At 73.8% G+C, this 20,376-nt stretch carries 16 protein-coding genes; 7 read left to right on the forward strand and 9 right to left on the reverse strand.

Going from position 1 to position 20,376, the window contains the following annotated elements:
- Positions 1–13 precede the first annotated feature (13 nt).
- Complete coding sequence (locus ACFFIA_RS41335; RefSeq protein WP_377262434.1) at positions 14–595, forward strand: TetR/AcrR family transcriptional regulator; 582 nt, start codon at positions 14–16, stop codon at positions 593–595.
- Between the two features lie 317 nt (positions 596–912).
- Here ACFFIA_RS41335 and ACFFIA_RS41340 read toward each other — a convergent pair whose 3' ends face one another.
- Positions 913–2,214: a hypothetical protein gene (locus tag ACFFIA_RS41340; protein ID WP_377262436.1), complete on the reverse strand. Its 1,302-nt coding sequence runs from the start codon at positions 2,212–2,214 to the stop codon at positions 913–915.
- A gap of 206 nt (positions 2,215–2,420) precedes the next feature.
- Here ACFFIA_RS41340 and ACFFIA_RS41345 point away from each other — a divergent pair, with 206 nt between their 5' ends.
- Both ACFFIA_RS41345 and ACFFIA_RS41350 read left to right on the forward strand, forming a co-directional pair.
- Positions 2,421–3,587 carry a sensor histidine kinase gene (locus ACFFIA_RS41345; protein ID WP_377262438.1) on the forward strand — a complete coding sequence of 389 codons (1,167 nt, stop codon included), beginning with the start codon at positions 2,421–2,423 and terminating at the stop codon, positions 3,585–3,587.
- On the forward strand, positions 3,584–4,234 hold the full coding sequence (locus ACFFIA_RS41350) for a response regulator (RefSeq protein ID WP_377262440.1): 651 nt from the start codon (positions 3,584–3,586) through the stop codon (positions 4,232–4,234). The genes ACFFIA_RS41345 and ACFFIA_RS41350 overlap by 4 nt, the downstream gene beginning before the upstream one ends.
- Here ACFFIA_RS41350 and ACFFIA_RS41355 read toward each other — a convergent pair.
- From ACFFIA_RS41355 to ACFFIA_RS41375, 5 genes are all read right to left on the reverse strand, one after another.
- Positions 4,215–4,763, reverse strand: a complete 549-nt coding sequence (locus ACFFIA_RS41355) for a DUF2199 domain-containing protein (protein ID WP_377262442.1) — start codon at positions 4,761–4,763, stop codon at positions 4,215–4,217. The genes ACFFIA_RS41350 and ACFFIA_RS41355 overlap by 20 nt on opposite strands.
- An 11-nt stretch (positions 4,764–4,774) precedes the next feature.
- On the reverse strand, positions 4,775–5,611 hold the full coding sequence (locus ACFFIA_RS41360; RefSeq protein ID WP_377262522.1) for an ATP-grasp domain-containing protein: 837 nt from the start codon (positions 5,609–5,611) through the stop codon (positions 4,775–4,777).
- Positions 5,612–6,086: 475 nt separating this feature from the next.
- Positions 6,087–7,109: an ABC transporter ATP-binding protein gene (locus tag ACFFIA_RS41365; RefSeq protein ID WP_377262524.1), complete on the reverse strand. Its 1,023-nt coding sequence runs from the start codon at positions 7,107–7,109 to the stop codon at positions 6,087–6,089.
- A complete protein-coding gene (locus tag ACFFIA_RS41370) occupies positions 7,109–8,623 on the reverse strand; it encodes an ABC transporter permease (protein WP_377262526.1) in 1,515 nt (504 codons plus the stop codon). The genes ACFFIA_RS41365 and ACFFIA_RS41370 overlap by 1 nt, the downstream gene beginning before the upstream one ends.
- A gap of 38 nt (positions 8,624–8,661) precedes the next feature.
- The gene (locus ACFFIA_RS41375) at positions 8,662–9,693 is read right to left on the reverse strand and encodes an iron ABC transporter substrate-binding protein (RefSeq protein ID WP_512700743.1); all 1,032 of its coding nucleotides are present in this window, start codon (positions 9,691–9,693) and stop codon (positions 8,662–8,664) included.
- Between the two features lie 114 nt (positions 9,694–9,807).
- On the opposite strand from ACFFIA_RS41375, the gene ACFFIA_RS41380 reads away from it, so the two are divergent.
- On the forward strand, positions 9,808–12,342 hold the full coding sequence (locus ACFFIA_RS41380; protein ID WP_377262446.1) for an AMP-binding protein: 2,535 nt from the start codon (positions 9,808–9,810) through the stop codon (positions 12,340–12,342).
- Between the two features lie 1,192 nt (positions 12,343–13,534).
- On the opposite strand, the gene ACFFIA_RS41385 is transcribed toward ACFFIA_RS41380, so the two are convergent.
- From ACFFIA_RS41385 to ACFFIA_RS41395, 3 genes are read right to left on the reverse strand one after another with little or no spacing between them, the layout of a single operon-like run.
- Positions 13,535–14,446 (reverse strand): sulfotransferase family protein, encoded by a 912-nt coding sequence (locus ACFFIA_RS41385; RefSeq protein WP_377262448.1) that lies wholly within the window; start codon positions 14,444–14,446, stop codon positions 13,535–13,537.
- A 4-nt stretch (positions 14,447–14,450) separates the two neighbouring features.
- The gene (locus ACFFIA_RS41390; RefSeq protein ID WP_377262450.1) at positions 14,451–15,332 is read right to left on the reverse strand and encodes a sulfotransferase family protein; all 882 of its coding nucleotides are present in this window, start codon (positions 15,330–15,332) and stop codon (positions 14,451–14,453) included.
- Complete coding sequence (locus tag ACFFIA_RS41395; RefSeq protein WP_377262452.1) at positions 15,329–16,570, reverse strand: glycosyltransferase; 1,242 nt, start codon at positions 16,568–16,570, stop codon at positions 15,329–15,331. The genes ACFFIA_RS41390 and ACFFIA_RS41395 overlap by 4 nt, the downstream gene beginning before the upstream one ends.
- A 15-nt stretch (positions 16,571–16,585) precedes the next feature.
- Here ACFFIA_RS41395 and ACFFIA_RS41400 point away from each other — a divergent pair, with 15 nt between their 5' ends.
- Genes ACFFIA_RS41400 through ACFFIA_RS41410 form a run of 3 tightly spaced genes read left to right on the forward strand, consistent with a single transcriptional unit; the run spans position 16,586 to position 19,810 of the window.
- Positions 16,586–17,539: a sulfotransferase family protein gene (locus ACFFIA_RS41400; RefSeq protein WP_377262455.1), complete on the forward strand. Its 954-nt coding sequence runs from the start codon at positions 16,586–16,588 to the stop codon at positions 17,537–17,539.
- A complete protein-coding gene (locus tag ACFFIA_RS41405) occupies positions 17,532–18,296 on the forward strand; it encodes a sulfotransferase family protein (protein ID WP_377262457.1) in 765 nt (254 codons plus the stop codon). Before ACFFIA_RS41400 ends, ACFFIA_RS41405 begins: the two co-directional genes overlap by 8 nt.
- Positions 18,293–19,810 carry a hypothetical protein gene (locus tag ACFFIA_RS41410; protein ID WP_377262459.1) on the forward strand — a complete coding sequence of 506 codons (1,518 nt, stop codon included), beginning with the start codon at positions 18,293–18,295 and terminating at the stop codon, positions 19,808–19,810. The genes ACFFIA_RS41405 and ACFFIA_RS41410 overlap by 4 nt, the downstream gene beginning before the upstream one ends.
- The last annotated feature ends 566 nt before the right edge of the window (positions 19,811–20,376 follow it).

The following is a 20,376-nucleotide window of genomic DNA, read 5'->3' on the forward strand; positions in this document are numbered from 1 at the left end:
AGCGAGGAGACGGATGCGACGGGCGGAGCAGCGGGCGCAGACCCGGCAGGCGCTGGTGCGCGAGAGCCGGCACCTCTTCGCGACGCAGGGGTACGGCACGGTGGGCCTGGCGCAGATCGTCGCCGCCGCCGGGGTGACCAAGGGCGCGCTTTACCACCATTTCGACAGCAAGGCGGCCGTGTTCCGGGCGGTGCTGGAGCAGGTGCAGCAGGAGGTGGCCGAGCAGGTCGTCGGGGCCGCCGAGGCGCAGGCCACCTCGTGGGCGCGGCTGACCGCGGGGTGTCGGGCCTTCCTCACCGCGAGCACCGCCCCGGAGATACAGCGGATCATGCTGGTCGACGGGCCGGCCGTGCTGGGCTGGGCGGAGTGGCGGGCCATGGACGAGGCCGCCTCCGCACGCCACCTCGCCGAGGCGCTGGCCGACCTGGTCGCCGACGGGACGATCGCCGCGCAACCGGTGACGCCCCTGGCCCACCTGCTCTCCGGCGCGATGAACGAGGCCGCGCTCTGGCTCGCCACCACGACGAGCCCACACGCGCTGGAGCAGACCTGGGCGGCGCTCGCCCGCCTGCTCGACGGCCTCCGCACCCGCTGACCCGACCGGCCGCCGTCCCAGACGGTCTACCAACCAGACCAACCGCCCCGGCCACCACCAAACCACCTGCCGAAGCGCGTCACCACACGGCTCGGTCCGCACCGCCCAGCCGTCGGCCCGGCCGCCGACTCGGACAGCAGCCCGCGCGACACACGAACGGCCGCCCGCCCGGCCGCCGGCTCGAACGGCAGCCCGCGCGACACACGAACGGCCGCCCGCCCGGCCGCCGGCTCGAACGGCAGCCCGCGCGGCGCACGAGCGGCCGTCCACACCGGACACCGCCGCGCGGCGGGCGAGCGGCCGTCCACAGTCGACTGTCAGGCGGTCACCGGCGCCGGCTCCGGGCGGGCGGCCGGCGCGGCCACCGCGCGGGCCAGCAGGCCGTACGCCACCAGCAGCAGCGCCGGCGCGACCAGCCCCGGCACGCGCCCCACGGTCAGCGCGAAGAAGGCCACCACCCCCAGCCCGGCCACCACCGGCACCGGCCACCGCACCAGGCCGCCGCGGGCCGCCGCCACTGGCACCAGGATCAGCCCGAGCAGCGCGCACAGCATGCCGGGCAGCACGACGCCGAGCGACAGCGACGCGTACTCCCCGACGCGCGCCGCCACCGCCTCCGCCCGCGCCGGGTCGAGGACCTGCTCGGCGGCGATGCCCGCGTAGTCGCCGAGCATCAGGCCGTTGAAGTGCAGCAGGCCGAGCACGGCCACGCCGCCGGCCACCTGCGCCAGCCGCCAGCCACGACCGGTCAGCCGGCCGGTGAGCTCGATGATCCCGGGCACGAAGAGCAGCCACGCGAGGTGCAGGAAGAACGCGCTCGCCTGGGCCGCCGCCGGATCCCCGGCCATGTCGGTGGCGATGTGGAAGGCGCCGCCCGGGAGCGTGGCCATGCCCGCGGCCAGCGCCAGCGGCGCGCCGACGAGGCAGCAGACACCGAGGGTACGGCGGAACGCGGCGAACCCCGCCTGCTCGGCGCCGGTGTCGTCCCCGGCCGCGGGCGACCACAGCCGCACCGCCAGCACCGCGTGGGCGACCACCAGCAGCACCGGCCCGGCCAGCGAGAGCGGCGGCTCCTCGATGGCGAAGAGCAGGTACAGCACGAAGCCGGGCACCGCGGCGGCCGGGTACCACCAGCCGGCGTGCCCCGCCCGCGCCGCCGCGAACGGCGTGACCAGCAGCGCCAGCGCCCAGCCGAGCATTCCTGGTATCTGCCAACCGGCCGCCAGCCAGCCGTACCCCCCGACCTGGTCCTCGACGGCCGCGAAGGTGGCCTCGTCGGTGACCTCGAGCACCGCGAGCCCGAAGTAGTCGGAGAGCGTGAGCCCGGCGAACGTGGCCAGGCCCAGCACGGCGGCCGGCCACGCGATCGTGGCGAGGACCCGGCCGCGGCGCCGCACCGGCGCGAGGAGGGCGAGCAGCCCGGGCACGTAGAGGACCCACGACCAGTGCAGCAGCAGCGTGTGGAGGCGGGCGGCGGCCGGGTCGGCGGCGATCGCCGGCGCGAACTCGACGTCGCCCAGCGCGGGGTCAACGGCCGTGGCGGCGGTGAGCAGGATCGGTGCGGCGACCAGGCAGATCAGGCCGGCCCGGCGGCGGGCCAGGCGAGCGGGAGGAAGCATGACGTCGTTCCTTTCGGACGGCCCGGCGGCGCCCCTCCCAAGGCGGGAGGAGAGCCGGCGTGAGGGCGGGTACGGCTGGCGACGCTAAGCCGCGCGGCACCCAAAGATCGCCCGCACTGGGAGGGTGCGCGGGTCCCCCGCCAGGCGGACCGAGGATCCCCCCGCCGGTGGGCGAAATGCCGCTGACCAGCCCGTACGCTCTGCCAATGCGGCTGTGGCGGATCAAACGGGTCGACCTCGTGGTCGCTGTCGTGTTCCTCACGGTCGGGCTGATCGAGGAGCTGACGGCGCCGCACCGGCTGCCCTACTGGTGGCTCCGCCTCGGCTTCGCCGCCGCGCTCGTGGTGGTGCGCCGGGCCGCGCCGCTCGCCACGCTGCTGCTCGACATCGCCGTCGTGCAGGTGCTGTGGCTGCCCGCCGAGGTCGACGACTTCCGCGTGTGGCAGGCGTTCTGCTTGTTCATCGGCTTGCACACGGTCGGCCGCGAGATCATCCTGCGCGGGCCAGACCGCGACCCGCTGTGGCGCCGGCTGCTCGCCGCCGCGATGCTCGCCGGCACGGTGGCGGTGCTGGTCGGGCAGCGCACGACGATGACGTCCGACGTGTTCGCGTCGGCCGGCTACACGGTCGCCGCGTGGCTCTCCGGCCTGCTGCTGCAGATCCAGGCCCGGCGCGACGCCGAGCGGGCCACCGCGCTCGCCGCGGCCCAGACCCTCCGCGCCGACCAGGCCCTCGCCGACGAGCGCGCCCGCATCGCCCGCGAGCTGCACGACATGGTGGCGCACAGCGTGACCGTGATGGTGCTGCAGGCCGCCGCCGTGCGCCGCCGCCTCGGCCCGGCCCACGACGCCGAGCGCGACCTGCTGGCCGGCGTCGAGCAGGCGGGGCGCGACGCGGTCACCGAGCTGCGCCGCACGCTCGGGCTGCTGCGCGGCGCCGACACCGCCGGCACCGTCCCGCAGCGCGGGCTCGCCGACCTCGACGAGCTGCTCGACCAGATCCGCGAGGCCGGCGTCGCCGTGGAGGTGCACACCGAGGGCGAGCCGTCTCCGTTGCCGGCCAGCCTCGACCTGTCGGCATACCGCATCATCCAGGAGGCACTGACCAACGTGCTCAAGCACTCCGCCGCGCGGCGGGCCACGGTCACGGTCGGATACGGGCGGGAGGAGCTTCGCCTCACGATCACCGACGCGGGCGGCGCCACGCGGTCCGTCAGCGGCGCCACGGGCGGGCACGGGCTGGTCGGCATGCGGGAGCGGGCCGCGATGTTCGGTGGGCGGCTGACCGCGGGGCCGGAGCCCGGCGGCGGCTACCGGGTCGCCGCGGCGCTGCCGCTGGCCCGCCCACACGCCTACGCGGACGTGTCCCGGTGATCCGCGTCGCGCTCGCCGACGACCAGGCGATGATCCGTGCCGGCCTGCGGATGGTGCTGGAGACCGAGCCCGACCTTCAGGTGGTGGCCGAGGCGGCCGACGGTGCCGACGCGCTCGCCGTGACCCGCCGCACGCGCCCCGACGTGGTGCTGCTCGACATCGCGATGCCCCGCCTCGACGGGCTCGCCGCTGCCCGCCAGATCGCCGCGCTGCCCAGCCCGCCGCGGATCATCATGCTGACCACGTTCGACAGCGACGACAACCTCTACTCGGCGCTCCGCGCGGGCGCCAGCGGCTTCCTGCTCAAGGTCTCCCCGCCCGAGCAGCTCGTCGCCGCCATCCGGGTCGTCGCCGGCGGCGCCGCCCTGCTCGACCCGGCGGTCACCACGCGGGTGATCGCCGCCTTCGCCCACCAGCCCGCCCCGCAGCCGCCGCCCGAGCTGGCCCAGCTCACCCCGCGCGAGCTCGACGTGCTGCGGCTGCTGGCCCGTGGCCTCTCCAACGCGGAGATCGCCGACCACCTCACGCTCGGCGAGGCGACGGTCAAGACCCACGTCGCCCGCATCCTGATGAAGCTCGGCCTGCGCGACCGCGTCCAGGCCGTGGTGTATGCGTATGAAAACGGCATCATCCGGGTCGGCGGCTGAGCGGGCAGTCGGGCTGCCCCGCCCGGCCGTGCAGCAGCAGCTCGGCGATCTCCCGCACGCGCGCCCGCGTGATGCCCTCGCGCTGCTCGACCGCGAGCGGATGCCCGGTCGGCTCCAGCTCGATCAGTGGCCGGTGGCCCACCGGGCGAGTGTGCAGGTTGGTCTTGAGGTTGAGCGTCGGCTCGGCATACGCCGGAAGCTCACTGGAGAGCCAGCCGAAGTAGGGCGGCTGGCTCTCGCGCGCGGGGTCGTCCCACCGCTCGACCGTCCGGGCGAAGTTGTCCTTGCTGAGCGAGGTCCAGACGTTCCACACGAAGGTCTCGCCGGTGTCGACCACCGGGATCTCGATCAGTCCCCGGATGAAGAAGCTCTCGCTCTTGATCGTGCAGAGCTCCTGCTCCAGCGCGCTCAACGGGTCGGCCGCCAGCTCGTCCGACCAGTACGCGGGCGCCTCCATGCCGTACGCCAGTGGCAGCTCCGCGTGGTGCTCGCCGCAACAGCGGCAGACGTACCCCTGCTCCTTCGACACGACGCGGGAGCCTACCGCAGCGCGGCGACCAGGGCGGCCGGCGCGATGGTCGGCGGGAGGTCGCTCACCTGGCCGTCACCGAGCTCCACGACCCGCCACACGCCGTCCGCGCGGCGTGCCAGGTCGACCGTCACAAACGGCAGGTCGAGCCCTGCCACCATCGGCGCCACCCCGGAGACGTCCACATCGGAGGGTGCCTCCCCCGCCGGCGTGTCGGGATGCGCGCCGACCAGCCGGCACTCCCCGCGCATCCACCAGGTCCGCACCTCGGTGCCGGTGAGCTTCTCGTAGCGGCGCAGCACGTAACCGCCGGTGAAATCCCCCTCGCGCAGCTCGCGAAAGCGCGCCGCCACCGCCCACGCCGCCGCGACGTCCGCCACGTCCGGGACGAACATCGCCTCGTCCCAGTGGTGCTTCATCGACTTGCTGTAGTCGCGCAGCACCGCCGGCCCGCCGCCGAGCCGCGCGCACGCCTCCTCGAACGGCCCCCGCTCCGCCCCGCGCGTCCACACCGACGGCGGTGTCACGGACTCCAGGCTCGCGTACCAGCTGGGCAGTTCGTGCGCCCGCCGGTACCGCTCGGGGCTGGTCCGCAGCGTCACGCCCCGCTGAGCCAGCGCGGTCGCGAAGTCGGCGTACCGGTCGGCGGTGAGCATCCAGCCTCGGTACACCGCCTCCCCGCCGCCGGTCACGCGGGCGACCGCGCGTGCGGCACCGCCGGGGCGGGCCAGCGCGTCGTGGTCGACGAGCGCGACGTCGAGGCCGGCTTCGCGGGCCGCGGCCGCCTCCTCGGCGAAGTGGCCGTCGGGGCGTCGGGGGCGCAGCACGTCGGCCGGTACCAGCAGCATCACAGCGACATCGTGACCGGTGGTGCCCCACCACACCACGCCTTAAGCGTCCTAGGATACTAGTGTGGCGGCTACGGAAGGCGCCTGCCGAGACCAGCCGAAGTCTCACGCGACGGACGCAGCCCTGCGGCCACAGCCTCGCCCTCCGCGTCCACAACCCCTGCCCTGACCGCCGGCCGCGGGGTTGGGCCTCCGGAACCGGACGCGCTTGCACACCAACCAAGATCCCGACATTTCCCCGTCTTTGCTGCCTCCCGCGCCCGGCGAGGCAGCAAAGACAGGGAAATTGCTGTCACACGCCACTGGGCGCACCCGGCCACGAATCAGGAACGGCCGGGCCCTCGGACGCGCATGGATTTTCCCTGCTCACACGGGGGTTCAGGATGCGCCCGGCGTCATGATCAACTTGAGCCGAGTGGCATTGGGGCCGGACCACGGCGGGCATCGCGGCAGCCCAAATCTGTCGAAGGATCGGCTAGAGCGCGGGGAACGCGCGGGCCGGCCCGTGCACCGAGACCGTCACCTCGTCGCCCACCGCGACTGGCGGCGTGGAGTCGAGGATGCGGGCGGTCACCTCCGTGCCGTCGCCGAGTTGGAGCAGCACCAGCGCGTCGTGACCGTGGAAGTCGTGGCGGACGACCCTCGCGGTGGCGCCGGCGCCACCGGTCGCGACGCGCATCTGCTCGGGGCGGAGCAGCACGGTCACGGCGGATCCGTTCGACGTGCCGTTGAGCGGGAGGCGGCCCAGCGGGGTGACCGCCACCGGGCCGTCGACCGTGGCCGGCAGCAGCACCGCCTCACCGACGAAGCGGGCGACCCACGGGCTGGCCGGCTCGCGGTACACGGCCGACGGTGCTCCACTCTGGACGATCCGGCCGTCGCGCATCACGGCTACCTGGTCGGCCATCGACAGTGCCTCGCCCTGGTCGTGCGTGACGAGCACCGCCGTGGCGCCGTCGGCCCGCAGCGCCTGCCGTACGTCGCGGCGCAGGTCGCCCCGGAGCCCCGCGTCGAGCGCGCTGAACGGCTCGTCGAGCAGCACGAGCGGCGGGCGCGGGGCGAGTGCCCGGGCCACCGCGACCCGCTGCTGCTGGCCACCGGAGAGTTGGTGGGGCATGCGGTCGCCGTATCCGGGGAGCCCGACCAGCGCGAGCACCTCCTCGACCCGGCCGGAGCGGCGGGCGGCGCGGTCGAGGCCGTAACCCACGTTGCCGGCGACCGACAGGTGCGGGAAGAGCGCCCCCTCCTGCGGCACCACCGCGACCCCTCGGCGGTGGGGCGGCGCGTGCGTGCCGGGACCGGCGACGGTGCGGCCGGCGAGGCTGATCGTGCCGCTGTGCACCCGTTCGAAGCCGGCCACGCACCGCAGCAGCGTCGTCTTGCCGCACCCGGACGGGCCGAGCACCGCCGCGAGCGTGCCGGTCGCCACCTCCAGGTCGGCGCCGTCGAGCGCTGTGACGGGGCCGTACGCCTTGCGCAGCCCGGCGATCGAGAGCATCACGTGCCTCCCCGCACGGTGAGGAACCAGGTGGGTACCGCCGCGAGCCCGACGAGCAGCGCCGCGTACGGTGCGGCTGCGGCGTACGAGGCGGTGTTGGTGTACGTCCACAGCTCGGTGGCGAGCGTGTCCATGCCCGTGGGACGGAGCAGCAGCGTCGCCGGCAGCTCCTTCATGCAGGTGAGGAAGACGAGCGCGGCGCCGGCGCCGATACCGGGCAGGGTCAGCGGCAGCGTGACGGTGCGGAACACCGTGAACGGGCCGCGGCCGAGCGAGCGCCCCGCCTCCTCCAGCGACGGCGGTGACTGGGTGGCGGCACCGGCGACCGCCCCGACGGCGAGCGGGAGGAAGAGCGTGGCGTACGCGAGCGCGAGCAGCCACACGCTCTGGTAGAGCGGGTACGCCACGTTGATGCCGAAGAAGACCAGCGACAGCCCGATGACGACGCCGGGCAGCGCGTGCGCCACGTACGTCACGCGGTCGAGCACGGTGGCGAGCACGCCCGGCGCCCGCGCGGTGAGCAGCCCGACCGGGAGCGCGAGCAGCATCGTGAAGGCGGCCCCGGAGAGCGACACAGCGAGCGAGCTGCCGGCCGCGGCGGCCACCTCGCCCAGCGAGCCGGGCCGGGAAACGCCCTCGACCAGCCACCGCGCGAGGCTGGCGGCGGGCACGCCGAGGGCGAGCACCGCGACCCCGGTGAGCGCCACCGCCGCCGGCCACCGCCCGGCGTGCAGCCGCAGCCGGGTCGGGGGACGACTGCCGCCGCCGACCCGCGCGTACCGGGCGCCCCGGGCACGGGTGAGCAGCTCTCCGCCGATCAGCACCACGGTGAGTACGACGAGAACGGTGGAGAGCACGAGCGCGCCGGTGCGGTCGAAGCCCACGTTGAACGCGGTGAAGATGGCCCGGGTGAACGTGTCGACGCGCAGGATGGAGACCGCGCCGAAGTCGGAGAGCACGTACAGCGCGACCAGCAGCGCTCCGGCCGCCATCGACGGGCGCACCTGCCGGAGCGTGACGTCGGTGAACGTGCGCCACGGGCCGCGCCCCAGCGAGCGGGAGACCTCCTCCTGGGCCGGGTCGGCACCGGCGAGGGAGGCCGCGACCGGGAGGTAGACGTACGGGTACGAGCAGAGCGTGAGCAGCAGCGCGGCCGCCCAGAAGCCGGTGAACGAGTCCACAGTGGAGATCCAAGCGAAGCCCGCGACGTAGGTCGGCACGGCGAGCGGCAGCGCGGCGAGCACGCCGAAGACCCGCCGGCCGGGCAGGTCGGTGCGGGTGACCAGGAACGCCGACGCCACGCCCAGCGCGGTGCAGGCCGCGGTGACCACCGCGGCGAGCGCGACGCTGCGCCCGGCGAGCACAGCCACTCGTCTGGTGAGCAACTCGTCCGCGATCCGCGACCAGCCAGCCTCCCCGGTCCGTACCCCCAAATAGACGAGAGGCACGAGGGCGACCGCCACCGCGGCGGCCGATGCCACCGCGAGCGCCGGGCGGGGCAGGACCCGCCGCACCGCCCAGCGGGCGGGAGCGGTCACCTGTTGTGTCGCGCTCAGCCCAGCCCCGCTTCCTTGATCATCTCGACGGTGACGTCAAGGGTATCGAGGTCGTTGAGGTCGATCTCCGGCGCGGCGAGCGTGTCGAGCGCGGGCAGCCCGGCGGCGGTGGGCACGCCGGCGACCAGCGGATACTCGAAGGTCTCCTCGGCGAAGTAGGTCTGCCCCTCGGGGCCGAGCAGGTAGTCGACGAGCGCCTTGGCGTCCGGGTCGTCCGCCGCCTTCTGGAGCAGCCCGACGCCGGCCACGTTGACCAGCGCGCCGGTGTCGCCGTCGGGGAAGAAGTGGAGCTTGGCCGTCATCTGGTCGGCGGTGACGCCCTTCTCCTTGGCCTGCTCGAAGACGTAGTAGTGGTTGACCAGGCCGGCGGCGAGCTTGCCGTCGTCGATCTCCTGGACGATCTGGACGTTGCTCTCCCGGATCTGCGCGTCGTTGGCCTTCAGACCGGTGAGGAACTCCCGCGCCTTGGCGTCGCCGTGCTGCACGCGCAGCGCGGTCACGAACGCCTGGAACGAGCCGTTGGTGGGCGCGACGCCGACCTTGCCCCGCCACCGCGGCCCGGTGAGCTCGAACACCGACGCCGGCAGGTCCTCCTTCGCCACCATGCTCTCGTTGTACGCGAGCACGCGCGACCGCCCGGTCACGCCGACCCACTCACCGGACCGGGCCTGGAAGCTGGCCGGCACCTTGGCGAGCACGTCGGACGGGAGCTTGGCGAAGAGGCCGCGCTTGGCGATCTGGCCGAGCGCGCCGGCGTCCTGCGCGAAGAAGACGTCGGCCGGGCTCTTGTCGCCCTCCTCCTCGATCTGCGCGGCCATCTGGGCGGTGCTGCCGTAGCGCACCTTGACGGTGATCCCGGACCGCTGCTCGAACTTCTCCAGCGCGGGCTTGACCAGGGACTCGCTGCGACCGCTGTAAATGGTGATCGTCTTGTCACCGGGGTCGCCGCTGTCGAACTCATCGCCACCACAGGCGGCGGTGGCCGCGAGCACGGCGATCACCGGCAGGAGGGTCCAGATCCGACGCAGAGACACAGGTAAGGCATACCTTACTAAGGGCAGCCTGGCAATCGATTACCCAGCCATTATGAGCAGCCTCCCAGCTAGCTCCAACCTTAGGCAAGCCTTACTTAAACTCCGGACGTGACATCCGCGCTCCACGCTGCCCCTTTTGCGCACAACCTGTCGGCCTTCGCGGACAGGCCGGCTCTCATCACGGCCGCCGGCACGATCTCGTACGCGGAACTGGCCGACCGCGTGGGCGCAATGGTGCGGCGGCTCGGCGCGCGGCGGCGGCTCGTTCTCCTCGAAGGGGGCAACTCGGTCGACGCGGTGGTCGCGTACCTCGGTGCGCTGGCCGGCAACCATCCGGTGCTGCTCGTGCCGCCGGGCGGCGCGGGCGAGGCACTGGCCGCCGCGTACGACCCCGACGTGGTCATCGGCCCCGCGGGCGTCGACGTACGGCGTGCGGAGTCGGCCCACGACCTCCACCCCGACCTGGCGCTGCTGCTCAGCACGTCCGGCTCGACCGGCTCGCCCAAGCTGGTCCGCCTCTCCCACGAGAACCTGCGGGCGAACGCGGAGTCGATCGCCGAGTACCTCGGCATCCGCCCCGACGACCGGGCGGCCACCACGCTGCCGATGCACTACTGCTACGGGCTGTCGGTGGTCAACAGCCACCTGCTCGCCGGCGCCGCGCTGATCCTCACCGACCTGTCGGTGGCGGACGCCGGCTTCTGGGAGCTGTTCCGCGCGGCGCGGGGTACGGCGTTCGCCGGCGTGCCGTACACGTTCGACCTGCTCGACCGGGTCGGCTTCGCCGAGATGCGCCTCCCCCACCTGCGTTACGTCACGCAGGCCGGCGGCCGGCTGGCGCCCGAGCGGGTCGCCCGCCACGCGGCGCTCGGGCGGCGGGACGGCTGGCGGTTCTTCGTCATGTACGGCCAGACCGAGGCGACCGCCCGCATGGCGTACCTGCCACCGGAGCTGGCCGAGTCGCGCCCGTCGGCGATCGGCGTGCCGATCCCGGGCGGCTCGTTCCGCATCGAGGCCGGGACCGGCGAGCTGGTCTACTCGGGGCCGAACGTCATGCTCGGGTACGCCGAGCGCCCCGCCGACCTCGCGCTCGGCCGCACGGTCGAGGAGCTGCGCACCGGCGACCTCGCGCGGCTGGGGGACGACGGGCTGTACGAGATCGTCGGCCGGCGCAGCCGGTTCGTGAAGATCCTCGGCCTGCGCATCGACCCGCAGCAGGTGGAGGTGCTGCTCGACCGCCACGGCGTCACCGCGTACTGCGTGGGCGGCACCTCCGGCGAAGACCTGGTCGTGGCGGCGCGCGGGCCGGTCGACCCGGTGCTCGTGCGGCGCCTGGTCACCGAGGGCTGCGGGCTGCCGGCGCGGGCGGTGCGCGTGCACGTGCTCGACGAGCTTCCCCGCCTGCCCTCCGGCAAACCGGACCACCAGGCGATCCGCGCGCTCGCCGCCCCGGCGGCCGAGCCGGACCCGCCGCGCGACCTGTGCCGCCTCTTCGAGGACGTGCTCGGCACCACCGGCGTCACGCCCGACCACAGCTTCGTCAGGCTCGGCGGCGACTCACTGTCCTACGTGGACATGTCGCTGCGCCTGGAGCGCGTCCTGGGGCACCTGCCGCCGGACTGGCACACGCGCCCCATCCGCGACCTGCGCCCGGTGGAGCGGGGCCGGCGCTCGCTGGAGACCAGCGTCGCCCTCCGCGCGGTCGCGATCGTGCTGATCGTCGGTACGCACGCCACGCTCTTCAACGTCTCCGGCGGCGCGCACCTGCTGCTCGGCATGGCCGGCTTCAACTTCGGCCGCTTCCACCTCACCACCGCCGGCCGCACCGAGCGGCTCCGCCACGTCGCCGCGGGCCTCGGGCGCGTCGCCGTACCCAGCGTGGCCTGGATCGGCGCGGCGATCGTGCTGCTCGGCGCGTACGAGTGGCCCAGCCTCCTGCTGCTCAACAGCTTCCTCGGGCCGCGCGAAGGGGGCACCGGCTGGCACTTCTGGTTCGTCGAGGCGCTGGTCCACATCCTGGTGGTGGTGACCGCCCTGCTCGCCGTGCCGGCGGTGGACCGGCTCGAACGCCGCTGGCCGTTCGGGCTGCCGCTCGGGATCATGGCGCTCGGCCTGGTCACCCGCTACGACCTGTTCGACCTGCACCCGCAGCACCACCTCCCGTCCGCGGTACGGATCTTCTGGCTCTTCGCGATCGGCTGGGCGGCTGCCAAGGCGACGACCCGCTGGCACCGGCTGGTGGTCACGGCCGCCATCGCGGGCACGGTGCCGGGCTACTTCGGCGACCCGAAGCGGGAGGCGGTCGTGGTCGCCGGGCTGGTGCTGCTCGTCTGGGTCGCCAGCCTGCCCAGCACCGGCGCGGTCAACCGGATCGCCGCGGTGCTCGCCGGCGCCTCGCTCTACATCTACCTCGTGCACTGGCAGGTGTATCCGCGGCTGGACCACCACAACGCGCTGCTCGCGGTGGTCGCCTCGCTGGCGGCGGGCATCGCGTACGCGGCGCTCGTCACGCGCGTCCAGCGCCGCCTCGGCAGGCGTGGCGCAGCAGCGCGCCGACCATCGGGCGGAAGCGGGCCATCGTCTCCGGAGTCTCGAACGACCGCTGGCCGTACCCGATGGACCTGGCGACCACGACGGCGCTGAGCCGGCCGTGCGCGAGGCCGAGGACGCACGCGTGCTCCGACGACCGGCGGTCGGCGGCCCCGGCCAGGGCCGCGGCGCCCTCCCGCGCGGGGCTCTCCCCCACGAACGCCAGCAGCGTGTGGTCGGCCGGGCGGGCCACGACGCCCGCCGCGGCCCGGCCCTGCACCGCCGCCAGGCCGGTCGTCGCCTCGATCGCCGCACCGAGGCGCCGGTCGAGCAGGTCGCCGGGCCAGATCGGGGGCAGGCTGCCGCCGCGACTCACCTCGCCGATCCGGTACGTCCCCTCCGCCTCGAACGTGGCGGCCAGGTCGAGCGCGATCGCCACCAGGTCGCGGTCGGGGCGGTACGGCCGGTCGACGGCGAAGACGAGCACCGGGCCGCCGGCCGTCTCCACCGGAAGGTATCCGCTGCTCGACGGCGGCCGGTCGATCGCGCTGCGCAGCACGCCGGCCATCCCCAGCTCGGCCCGCCCCAGCGCGCCGGCCGCGGCGGTGGCCACCGGGACGCCCACCGAGGTCGCCGCCGCCGCGACGGCCAGGACCGCGAACACCACGTCGTAGCTGTCGGCCCGCTCGGTGTCGACGGCGGAGAGCGCGTCGAACGCCGAGTCGACCGCGCCCGGGCCGGCCCCGCGCACCGCGGCGAGCGCGCACCGCCGGGCGTAGTCCAGCAGGGTGCGCAGGTCGTCGCCGTTCAGGCTGGCCCGGATCCGGGCCTGCACCGGCGGGCGGGCGGCCGCGAAGACGGCGGCGAACGCGGCGACCCGGCCGTCTTCCGGTCGCTCGGTCCAGCGCCACGGCACCGCCGTGCCCTCGGGATAGCGGATGTCGGCGATCGGCGACACCGGGCGGGGTACCCACCGGCGGTGGACCTTCATCACCTCGGCCATCTTCGCCCGCAGGACATCGTCCGCGAAGCCGCCCGGATCCGCCATGCGTCCAGGCTAGAGACCTGCGTCCATACGCGAAGGGGTGCCCGGCGGACAGCGGGCACCCCTCCGCGCTCACCCGACCGTCAGCCGGCCAGGTCTCTCATCCACTCCTTCAGCGGTGCGCTGACCGCCAGCAGCGCGCGGCGCTTGTCCAGGTTGGACACCGAGGTGCGCGCACCGGCCTCGAACTTGTTCAACCCGCTGACGGCCGCGTGGTACTGGCTGCGAGCAGATGGCCGGACGCGGCCATCAATCGATTTCTTAGCTCTCGTATCCCCATTGGGGCAGGGATTTGTCGAGTGCGCGCTCCATCGCGGCGACCTGTGTGGCGGTGAGCTCGTGCCGGTACGCCGCGTCGCGCTCGGTGTGGAAGTGGTGCCGCGCGAAGCCCGCCTCGAACCGCGGCGTCCACTCCAGCCCGAGGAAGGAGAGCATCCGCGAGGTCTGCTCGTTGGGCGCGCGCACCAGGTCTTCGTAACGCACGTCGAGCCACTGGCCGGCGGGGTGGAGCGTGCGGGCCTGCGCGTACGCGTCCATCAGCATCCGCCAGCCGAGCGCGGCGAGCACCTGGAACGACCGCCCGGAGTCTTCCCACTCCTGGCGCAGCGGTGCGGGCAGCGGGCCGTAAAGCCAGTTGTCCGGGCCGCGCCAGCCGTCCCACCATCCCATCTGGAGCCACGAGTTGGCGACCGCGCGGCCGTCGCGGATCACGTGGACCACGCGCAGCTCGGGGAAGGCCGCCTGCAGGAAGCCGGTGCGCGGCCAGCCGGTGAGGTGCTGGAGCAGCACCTCGCAGCCCTGCCGCTCGATCCGCCGCTGGAAGAACGCGCGCAGCCGGGACGCCATCCGCGGGGTCAGGTCTTCGGCGAGCAGGTCGCGGCAGGGCTTGGAGAAGCCGGCGAAGACGTGCCGGTCGATCAGCCGGTATGCCTCCGAGGGGGCGACCCGCATCCGCCCCCGCTCCAGCAGCCGCGTGCTGTGCTTGAGCGAGGTCATGCCCGGCGGGCGGGGCGCCAGCCGGCGGTAGATCCGCCCGTTCCACCGGCCGTCGAGGTTGAGCCGGGAGAGCTTGTCGTCGACGCCGGAGATGAAACCCACCGCCGGATGGCGGGTCAGCAGCTCCTGCACCAGCGTCGACCCGCACCGCCCGGTGCCCACGACGAGGGCTAACACGGCCTCAGCCTCCCAGGGAAGAGTGGCGGCGCAGGGGGTAGCGCCAGCGCCACAATAAGGGGGCGGTGACGGCCGTGACCAGAGCGAAGGCTGGCCGGGAGAGCCCGCGTACCCACTCGTCATCGACGACCACCGGTGTGTCGCCGGTGCGGTGGCGGGACGGGTTGCCGGCGACCACATGGGTCGGTGCCAAGTGGACGGTGTTTCCGGTGAAGGCCGGCGCGAGCACTCCGGCGAAGGCGGCGATCCGCTCGCTGACGCCGGCCGGGTCGGCGGCGAAGTCTTCGTACCGCACGCGCAGGTATCGCCCTGAGCGGCGCCACAGGAGCGCGGTCGTGGCGTTCCACACCAGCCACAGCAGCGCCGCCTTGGCGACCGGCGGGCGGCTCATGAGGGCTTTGTCGCCCGGCCCGTCGAGCCCTCGCCTTCGGCGCCACGAGAAGGCGGCGGCCCGCGGGTCGCGGACGAGGTGCAGCACGCGCATCTCGACGCCGGGCAGCCCGTCGACGAGCAGCCCGTACGGCGGGAGCTTGGACGAGTCGACGACGAGGCGGTCACCGAGCGCCGCGTAGAGCGCCGGGATCGCCGGATGGCTCTCGACGCGGCGCCGCCACAGCATCGCTGGCAGCCGCCGCATCCGCAGCCGGTGCCGGAGGGCCTCCACCACGGCCGCGGGGTCGGCGTCGACCTCCTTCATCACACTGGTCCAGACCGGACACCGCGTGAACGGCTCGCCGCAGCCGCAGGGGCGATCCTCCACGGCGCCGCGCTGCCACAGATAGCGCAGCTCGCCGGCGGCGAAGACACCATCGGCCTGGCCGAGCACGTTGGTGACCAATGTGGACCCGCTACGCCCGCTGCCGGCCACGAAGAGCACACGGGTCACGGCATCTCTCCACTGTAGACACGACGGAGCCGGTCGAGGTGGACGTCGGGGGCGAAGTCGCGCTCCACCTTCGCCCGGCCGGCCTTGCCCATCGTGACCGCCCGCTTCGGGTCGGCGAGCAGCTCGGCCAGCGCGGCGGCGAGCGCTGGTGGGTCGTCGGCCGGCACGATGGCGCCGTCGAGGCCCGGCTCGACCAGCTCGGGTAGCCCGCCGAGCCCGGTCGTCACCACCGGCAGCCCGCAGGCGAACGCCTCCAGCACCGCCATCGGCTGGTTTTCGTGCCACCGGGACGGAGCCGCCGCGACCCGGGCGCGGCGCATCAGGTCGTGCAGGTCGTCCTTGGCGAGTCGGCCGTGGAACGTGACCAGCCCCGGTGCCGCCGTCGCCGCCAGCCGCTCCAGCTCCGCGCGGGCCGACCCCTCCCCCGCGACGTCGAGGCGGAAGCCACCGAGCCCGGCCGCCGCGACGAGCGTGTCGACGCCCTTCTCCGGCACCAGCCGGCCGGCGAAGACCACGCCCTCGCCCGGCCCCGCCTTGGGCGCGATGACCGCCCCGTCCACGAAGTGGGAGAGCACGCGGAGGCGGTCGGGGTAGACGCCCGCGTCGCGCATGACGCCGGCGAGGAAGCGGCTCGGGCTGACGAACGCGCGCACCGGCCCGTACGCCCCCGTGGCCCGGTGCAGCCAGGTCTCGGCCGCCAGCACCGCGCTGCGCCCGAGCGAGCCGTCCTTGCACCGCGTGCGCGCGGCCCGCCAGGGACCGCCGGTGACGCAGGCGTCACAGACCGCGTCGCCGGCCAGCAACTGGTAGCTCGGGCAGGCGAGCTTGTAGTCGTGCATCGTCAGCACGCACGGCACGCCCGCGTCGGCCGCCGCGCGCAGCACCGACGGGGACAGCTGGTGGTAGACGTTGTGCGCGTGCACGACGTCCGGGCGAAAATCGGCGATCACCTTCGCCAACCCCCGGCGACTCACCGGTGAATAGAGCATCCGCCCGACCGCGGCCGCCCGCTTGGCGAGCCCCGGCGGTGGCGGCTCCAACTGGACGTACGGCGGGAAGAAATGACCGTATCGCTGAGGGGAATCGTTGTCGGGATGCGCCATCCCGAAGTACGCCACCTCGTCGCCCCGGGCACGCTGAAGCGCGGCGAGGTCGAAGAGGTAGCCCTCGGCGCCGCCCCGCCGGTACAGGAACTTGTTGACGTGCAACACGCGCATCGACCGTGAGGCTACATCCATGCGAGGATGCTGTGCGTGCCAGCCACCGACCAGCCCACCGCCGTCGCCTACACGGCACGCCGCATCGCGCGGCACGTGCGGTGGGCGCGCACCGAGGGTTTGCGGCGGCTCATCGAGGAAGACCGGCTCAACCCGGTCGAGCGCGCCACCACCGCGTGGGCCAAGCGCCGCTGGCGCCGCGCCCACGGTGTCACACCAGGTCAGGCCCAGCCGGTGTATGTCGTGGGGCTCCAGCGCTCCGGCACCAACATGCTGATGCGCGGTCTCGACGCGGCGCCGCAGTTCGAGGTGCGCAACGAAAACGACCGCCGGGTCTTCCACCGTTTCCAGCTCCGCTCCGACGCCGTGCTCAGCGCCGCGATCCGGGCCAGCCGTCATGCGTACGTCATCGTCAAGCCGCTCTGCGAGAGCCACCGCGTCGACGAGCTGCTCGCCCTCCCCGGCCTGGCGCCGGGGCGCGCGCTGTGGGCCTGGCGCGACGTCGACGACCGGGCCCGCTCCGAGGTGGCCAAGTTCGGCCCGTCCAACCTCCAGGCGCTGCGCGCCATCGCGGCCGGCACGATCGGCGACGGCTGGCAGGGGCAGCGGCTCGACGCGGAGAGCCGCGCGCTGATCGCTGGCTTCGACTACGCGACGATGAGCCCACACACCGCGGCCGCCCTGTTCTGGTACGTGCGCAACCAGCTCTTCTTCCGCCTCGGCCTGCACCGCCGCGACGACGTGCTGCTCTGCTCGTACGACGCGCTGGTCGCCGACCCGGAGGCGGTGACCCGGCGGCTCTGCGACTTCCTCGGCCTGCCCTACGATCCTCGGCTCTGCGCCCACGTCGAGCGTCGTGCCCCAGGGCCGGCGGGATCCCGGCCGGGGGGCGAAGCGAGCACGGCCCCGCCGCGCCGCCCGCTCGACATCGACCCGCGCGTGCGGGCGCTCTGCGACGACCTGACCGAGCGGTTGGTGGCCCATGTCTGACGCGCCCATCTTTCTCGTCGGCTGCCAGCGCTCCGGCACCACGATGCTGCGCCTCGTGCTCGACTCGCACTCGCGGATCAGCTGCGGCCCGGAGACCCGCTTCCTCACCGACATGGAGCGGATCGTCGGGCGCGACTGGGAGCGGCTGGCCCGGTTCGGCTTCCCGCGCGAAGACTGGCTCCGCCGCATCCGCGACTTCTTCGGTGGCGTCCACAGCGACTACGCGGACGGGCGCGGCAAGGCGCGGTGGGCCGACAAGACACCGCTCTACGCGCTCGTCATCCCGTTCGTCACCGAGGTCTTCCCCGACGCGCAGATCGTGCACGTCATCCGCGACGGGCGCGATGTCGTGGTCTCGCACCGCAAGCGGTTCGGCTACTGGTCGGCGGTCAAGTGCGTGGTGAAGTGGCCGCGCTACATCCGGGTCGCCCGCGCCGCCGGCCGTGCGCTGCCGCCCGAGCGCTACCACGAGCTGCGCTACGAGGAGGCGGTGCGCGAGCCGGAGAAGACGATGCGCGCGCTCTTCGAGTTCCTCGGTGAGCCGTGGGAGCCAGGCGTGCTCGACTACGGCGACAAAGACCACGACGTGGCGGAGAAATACACCACCGAGGCCGAGAAGCGCCGCGCCGCCGCCCGCACCGACGCGCAGATCTACGGCTCCCGTGTGGGGACCTACCGGCGCGAGCTCGACCCGTTCCTGCGCCTGCTGGTGTGGGTCTTCTCCCGTTCCACACTGCGCGAGCTGGGCTACCGATGAAGTTTCTTCGACGTGGAGAGCGCGGCGCGTCTTTCACCTATGGCGCCGACGGGCCACGCGGGCAGGTTGGAAGAGGTTCACCGAGGCGTCTGCTCGTCGCCCTCGCCGCCGCGCTCGCGGTGGCCGGCTGCACGTCCTCGCCGGACCCGCGGCCTTCGCCGGACCCCACGCCCGCACCGACGCTGGCTCCACCGCCGGCGGCGGAGGGCGACACCACGCCGTTCGGGGCGCACTGGGACTGGAGCCGCTACGACCAGTTCACGCCCTACCTCCGCAAGATCTCCGGATCGGCGACCTACCACGAGCTGTCCTGGTGCGACATCGAGCCGGAGCAGGGCAAGGCCGACTGGAGCGCGGTCGACCGGGTCGCCGAGCGCAGCCGCTCCCTCGGCATCACGCTCCACCTGAAGATCCGCACCGGCGTCTGCTGGGCGACCGGCGGCACCGCGCAGTACGTCCGCGGGCAGGCCAACAAGACCGAGTCGGCCATGCCCCGCGACCTCGCCACGTACAAGTCCTTTGTAGACAGTGTGGTGCGCCGCTACGCGTCGTACGGCGTGCGCGAGTACGCGGTGGAAAACGAGGTCAACGCCCCGCAGTACTGGGCCGGCACCGCCGCCGAGTACACCACGCTCGTCGGCGCGGCGGCCGAGGCGATCCGGGCAGCCGACCCGGAGGCACGCGTGGTCGACTCCGGCATCAGCAGCGTGGCCTACGGCATGGGCGTCGCCGACCGTCTCCTCCGCGCCGGTCAGGAGGCCGAGGCGGTGCGCGCGTACACGGCGTACTTCCAGCGGCGGATCGGCACGCGCGGCAAGCAGATCCCGGCCGTGTCGTCGCCGGAAGACCTGCGCGCAACGCTGGCCGTAGCGCAGAACGCGCGCAACCTCGAATACCTCGCCGCCACCGAGAAGCTGCTCGACGACAAGACGGTCGACGTGCGGCAGCTGCACTTCTACGAGCACTGGAGCGCCGTCCCCGACCTGCTCGGCTACCTCTCCGCCGAGACGCCCGCCGGCACGCCGGTCGAGGCATGGGAGGTCGGCCAGTTCTGGCGCGACGGCGACTCCGACGCCGCCTCCCGCTCCGCCGAGGTGGTCAAGGTGGTGGCCCAGCTCGCGGCCGGCGGCGTGCGGCAGGTGATCTGGCTCCCGCTGGCGTACAACCCCAACAACCGCCAGGGCAGCGAGGTCCGCTACGGCCTGCTCGACCCCGACGGCACCGAGCGCACCGCCGGCCAGATGGTGGCCGACCTGGCCACGCTCGCCCAGGGCGCCACCGCCGAGCCGGTGCGTGAGAAGGGCCTGACCGGCGCCGCCTTCCGCCGTGGGGCCGAGACCACCCTCGTCGTGTGGGCCGCCGACGCCCCGGTCACCGTGCCGGCGACCGCCGGGCTGACCAGCGGCACGGTCGGCACGCCGGCATCCGGCACCGGTGCGGTGCGGGTCGCCGAAGACCCTGTCGTCCTGAAGGCCCAGCGCCCGCCCGCCGACATCCTGAGGTCCGTGGAGTAGCGTCGCACCTTTCGCGCTGCGGCCTCCGCGACCAGGCCTCCGCGACCAGGCCCGCCCGCGCCTTTCGCGGCGCTCCTCTTCGCGACGCGGCAGCCCTGCGGCCTCCGCGGCGCCGGTCCCCGCCCGGAGATGGCGCCCCGCCAGTGCGCACACGCCCTCCGCCCCACCGACGACGGCCGCGTGCCGGGAGCAGCGGGCTTACTCGCAGGAAGCTGTCGAGTTGGGCGCACCGATGCGCCCACCGCCGGCCGCCTCCTCGATGTCGCCGCATCCGCCCCGCGGCCTCCGCGGTGGACATTGTCAGGGACATAGCCCATTCACGCCGGAATGTGTGGGCGATGTCCCCGACATTGCCCACACCCTCCGCTGGAAAGCTTTCGCGTCTCCGGCACGGCGCTCGGGCTCCAGGATGGGGCACGGTCCCGCATGCCCTGTCACCGTGCGGTCCAGCGGCTTCGAAATCTGGACCAGTTATGGCTGACATAACGCCACAAGTCGTCTTGATCCGGCACCTTGTGCAACATTCCGTGGATCGCCGTGGCGTGGAGACCGGCTCGCCGCATCGG

The sequence above is a fragment of the Phytohabitans kaempferiae genome (assembly GCF_042433955.1).
Classification (GTDB): domain Bacteria; phylum Actinomycetota; class Actinomycetes; order Mycobacteriales; family Micromonosporaceae; genus Phytohabitans; species Phytohabitans kaempferiae.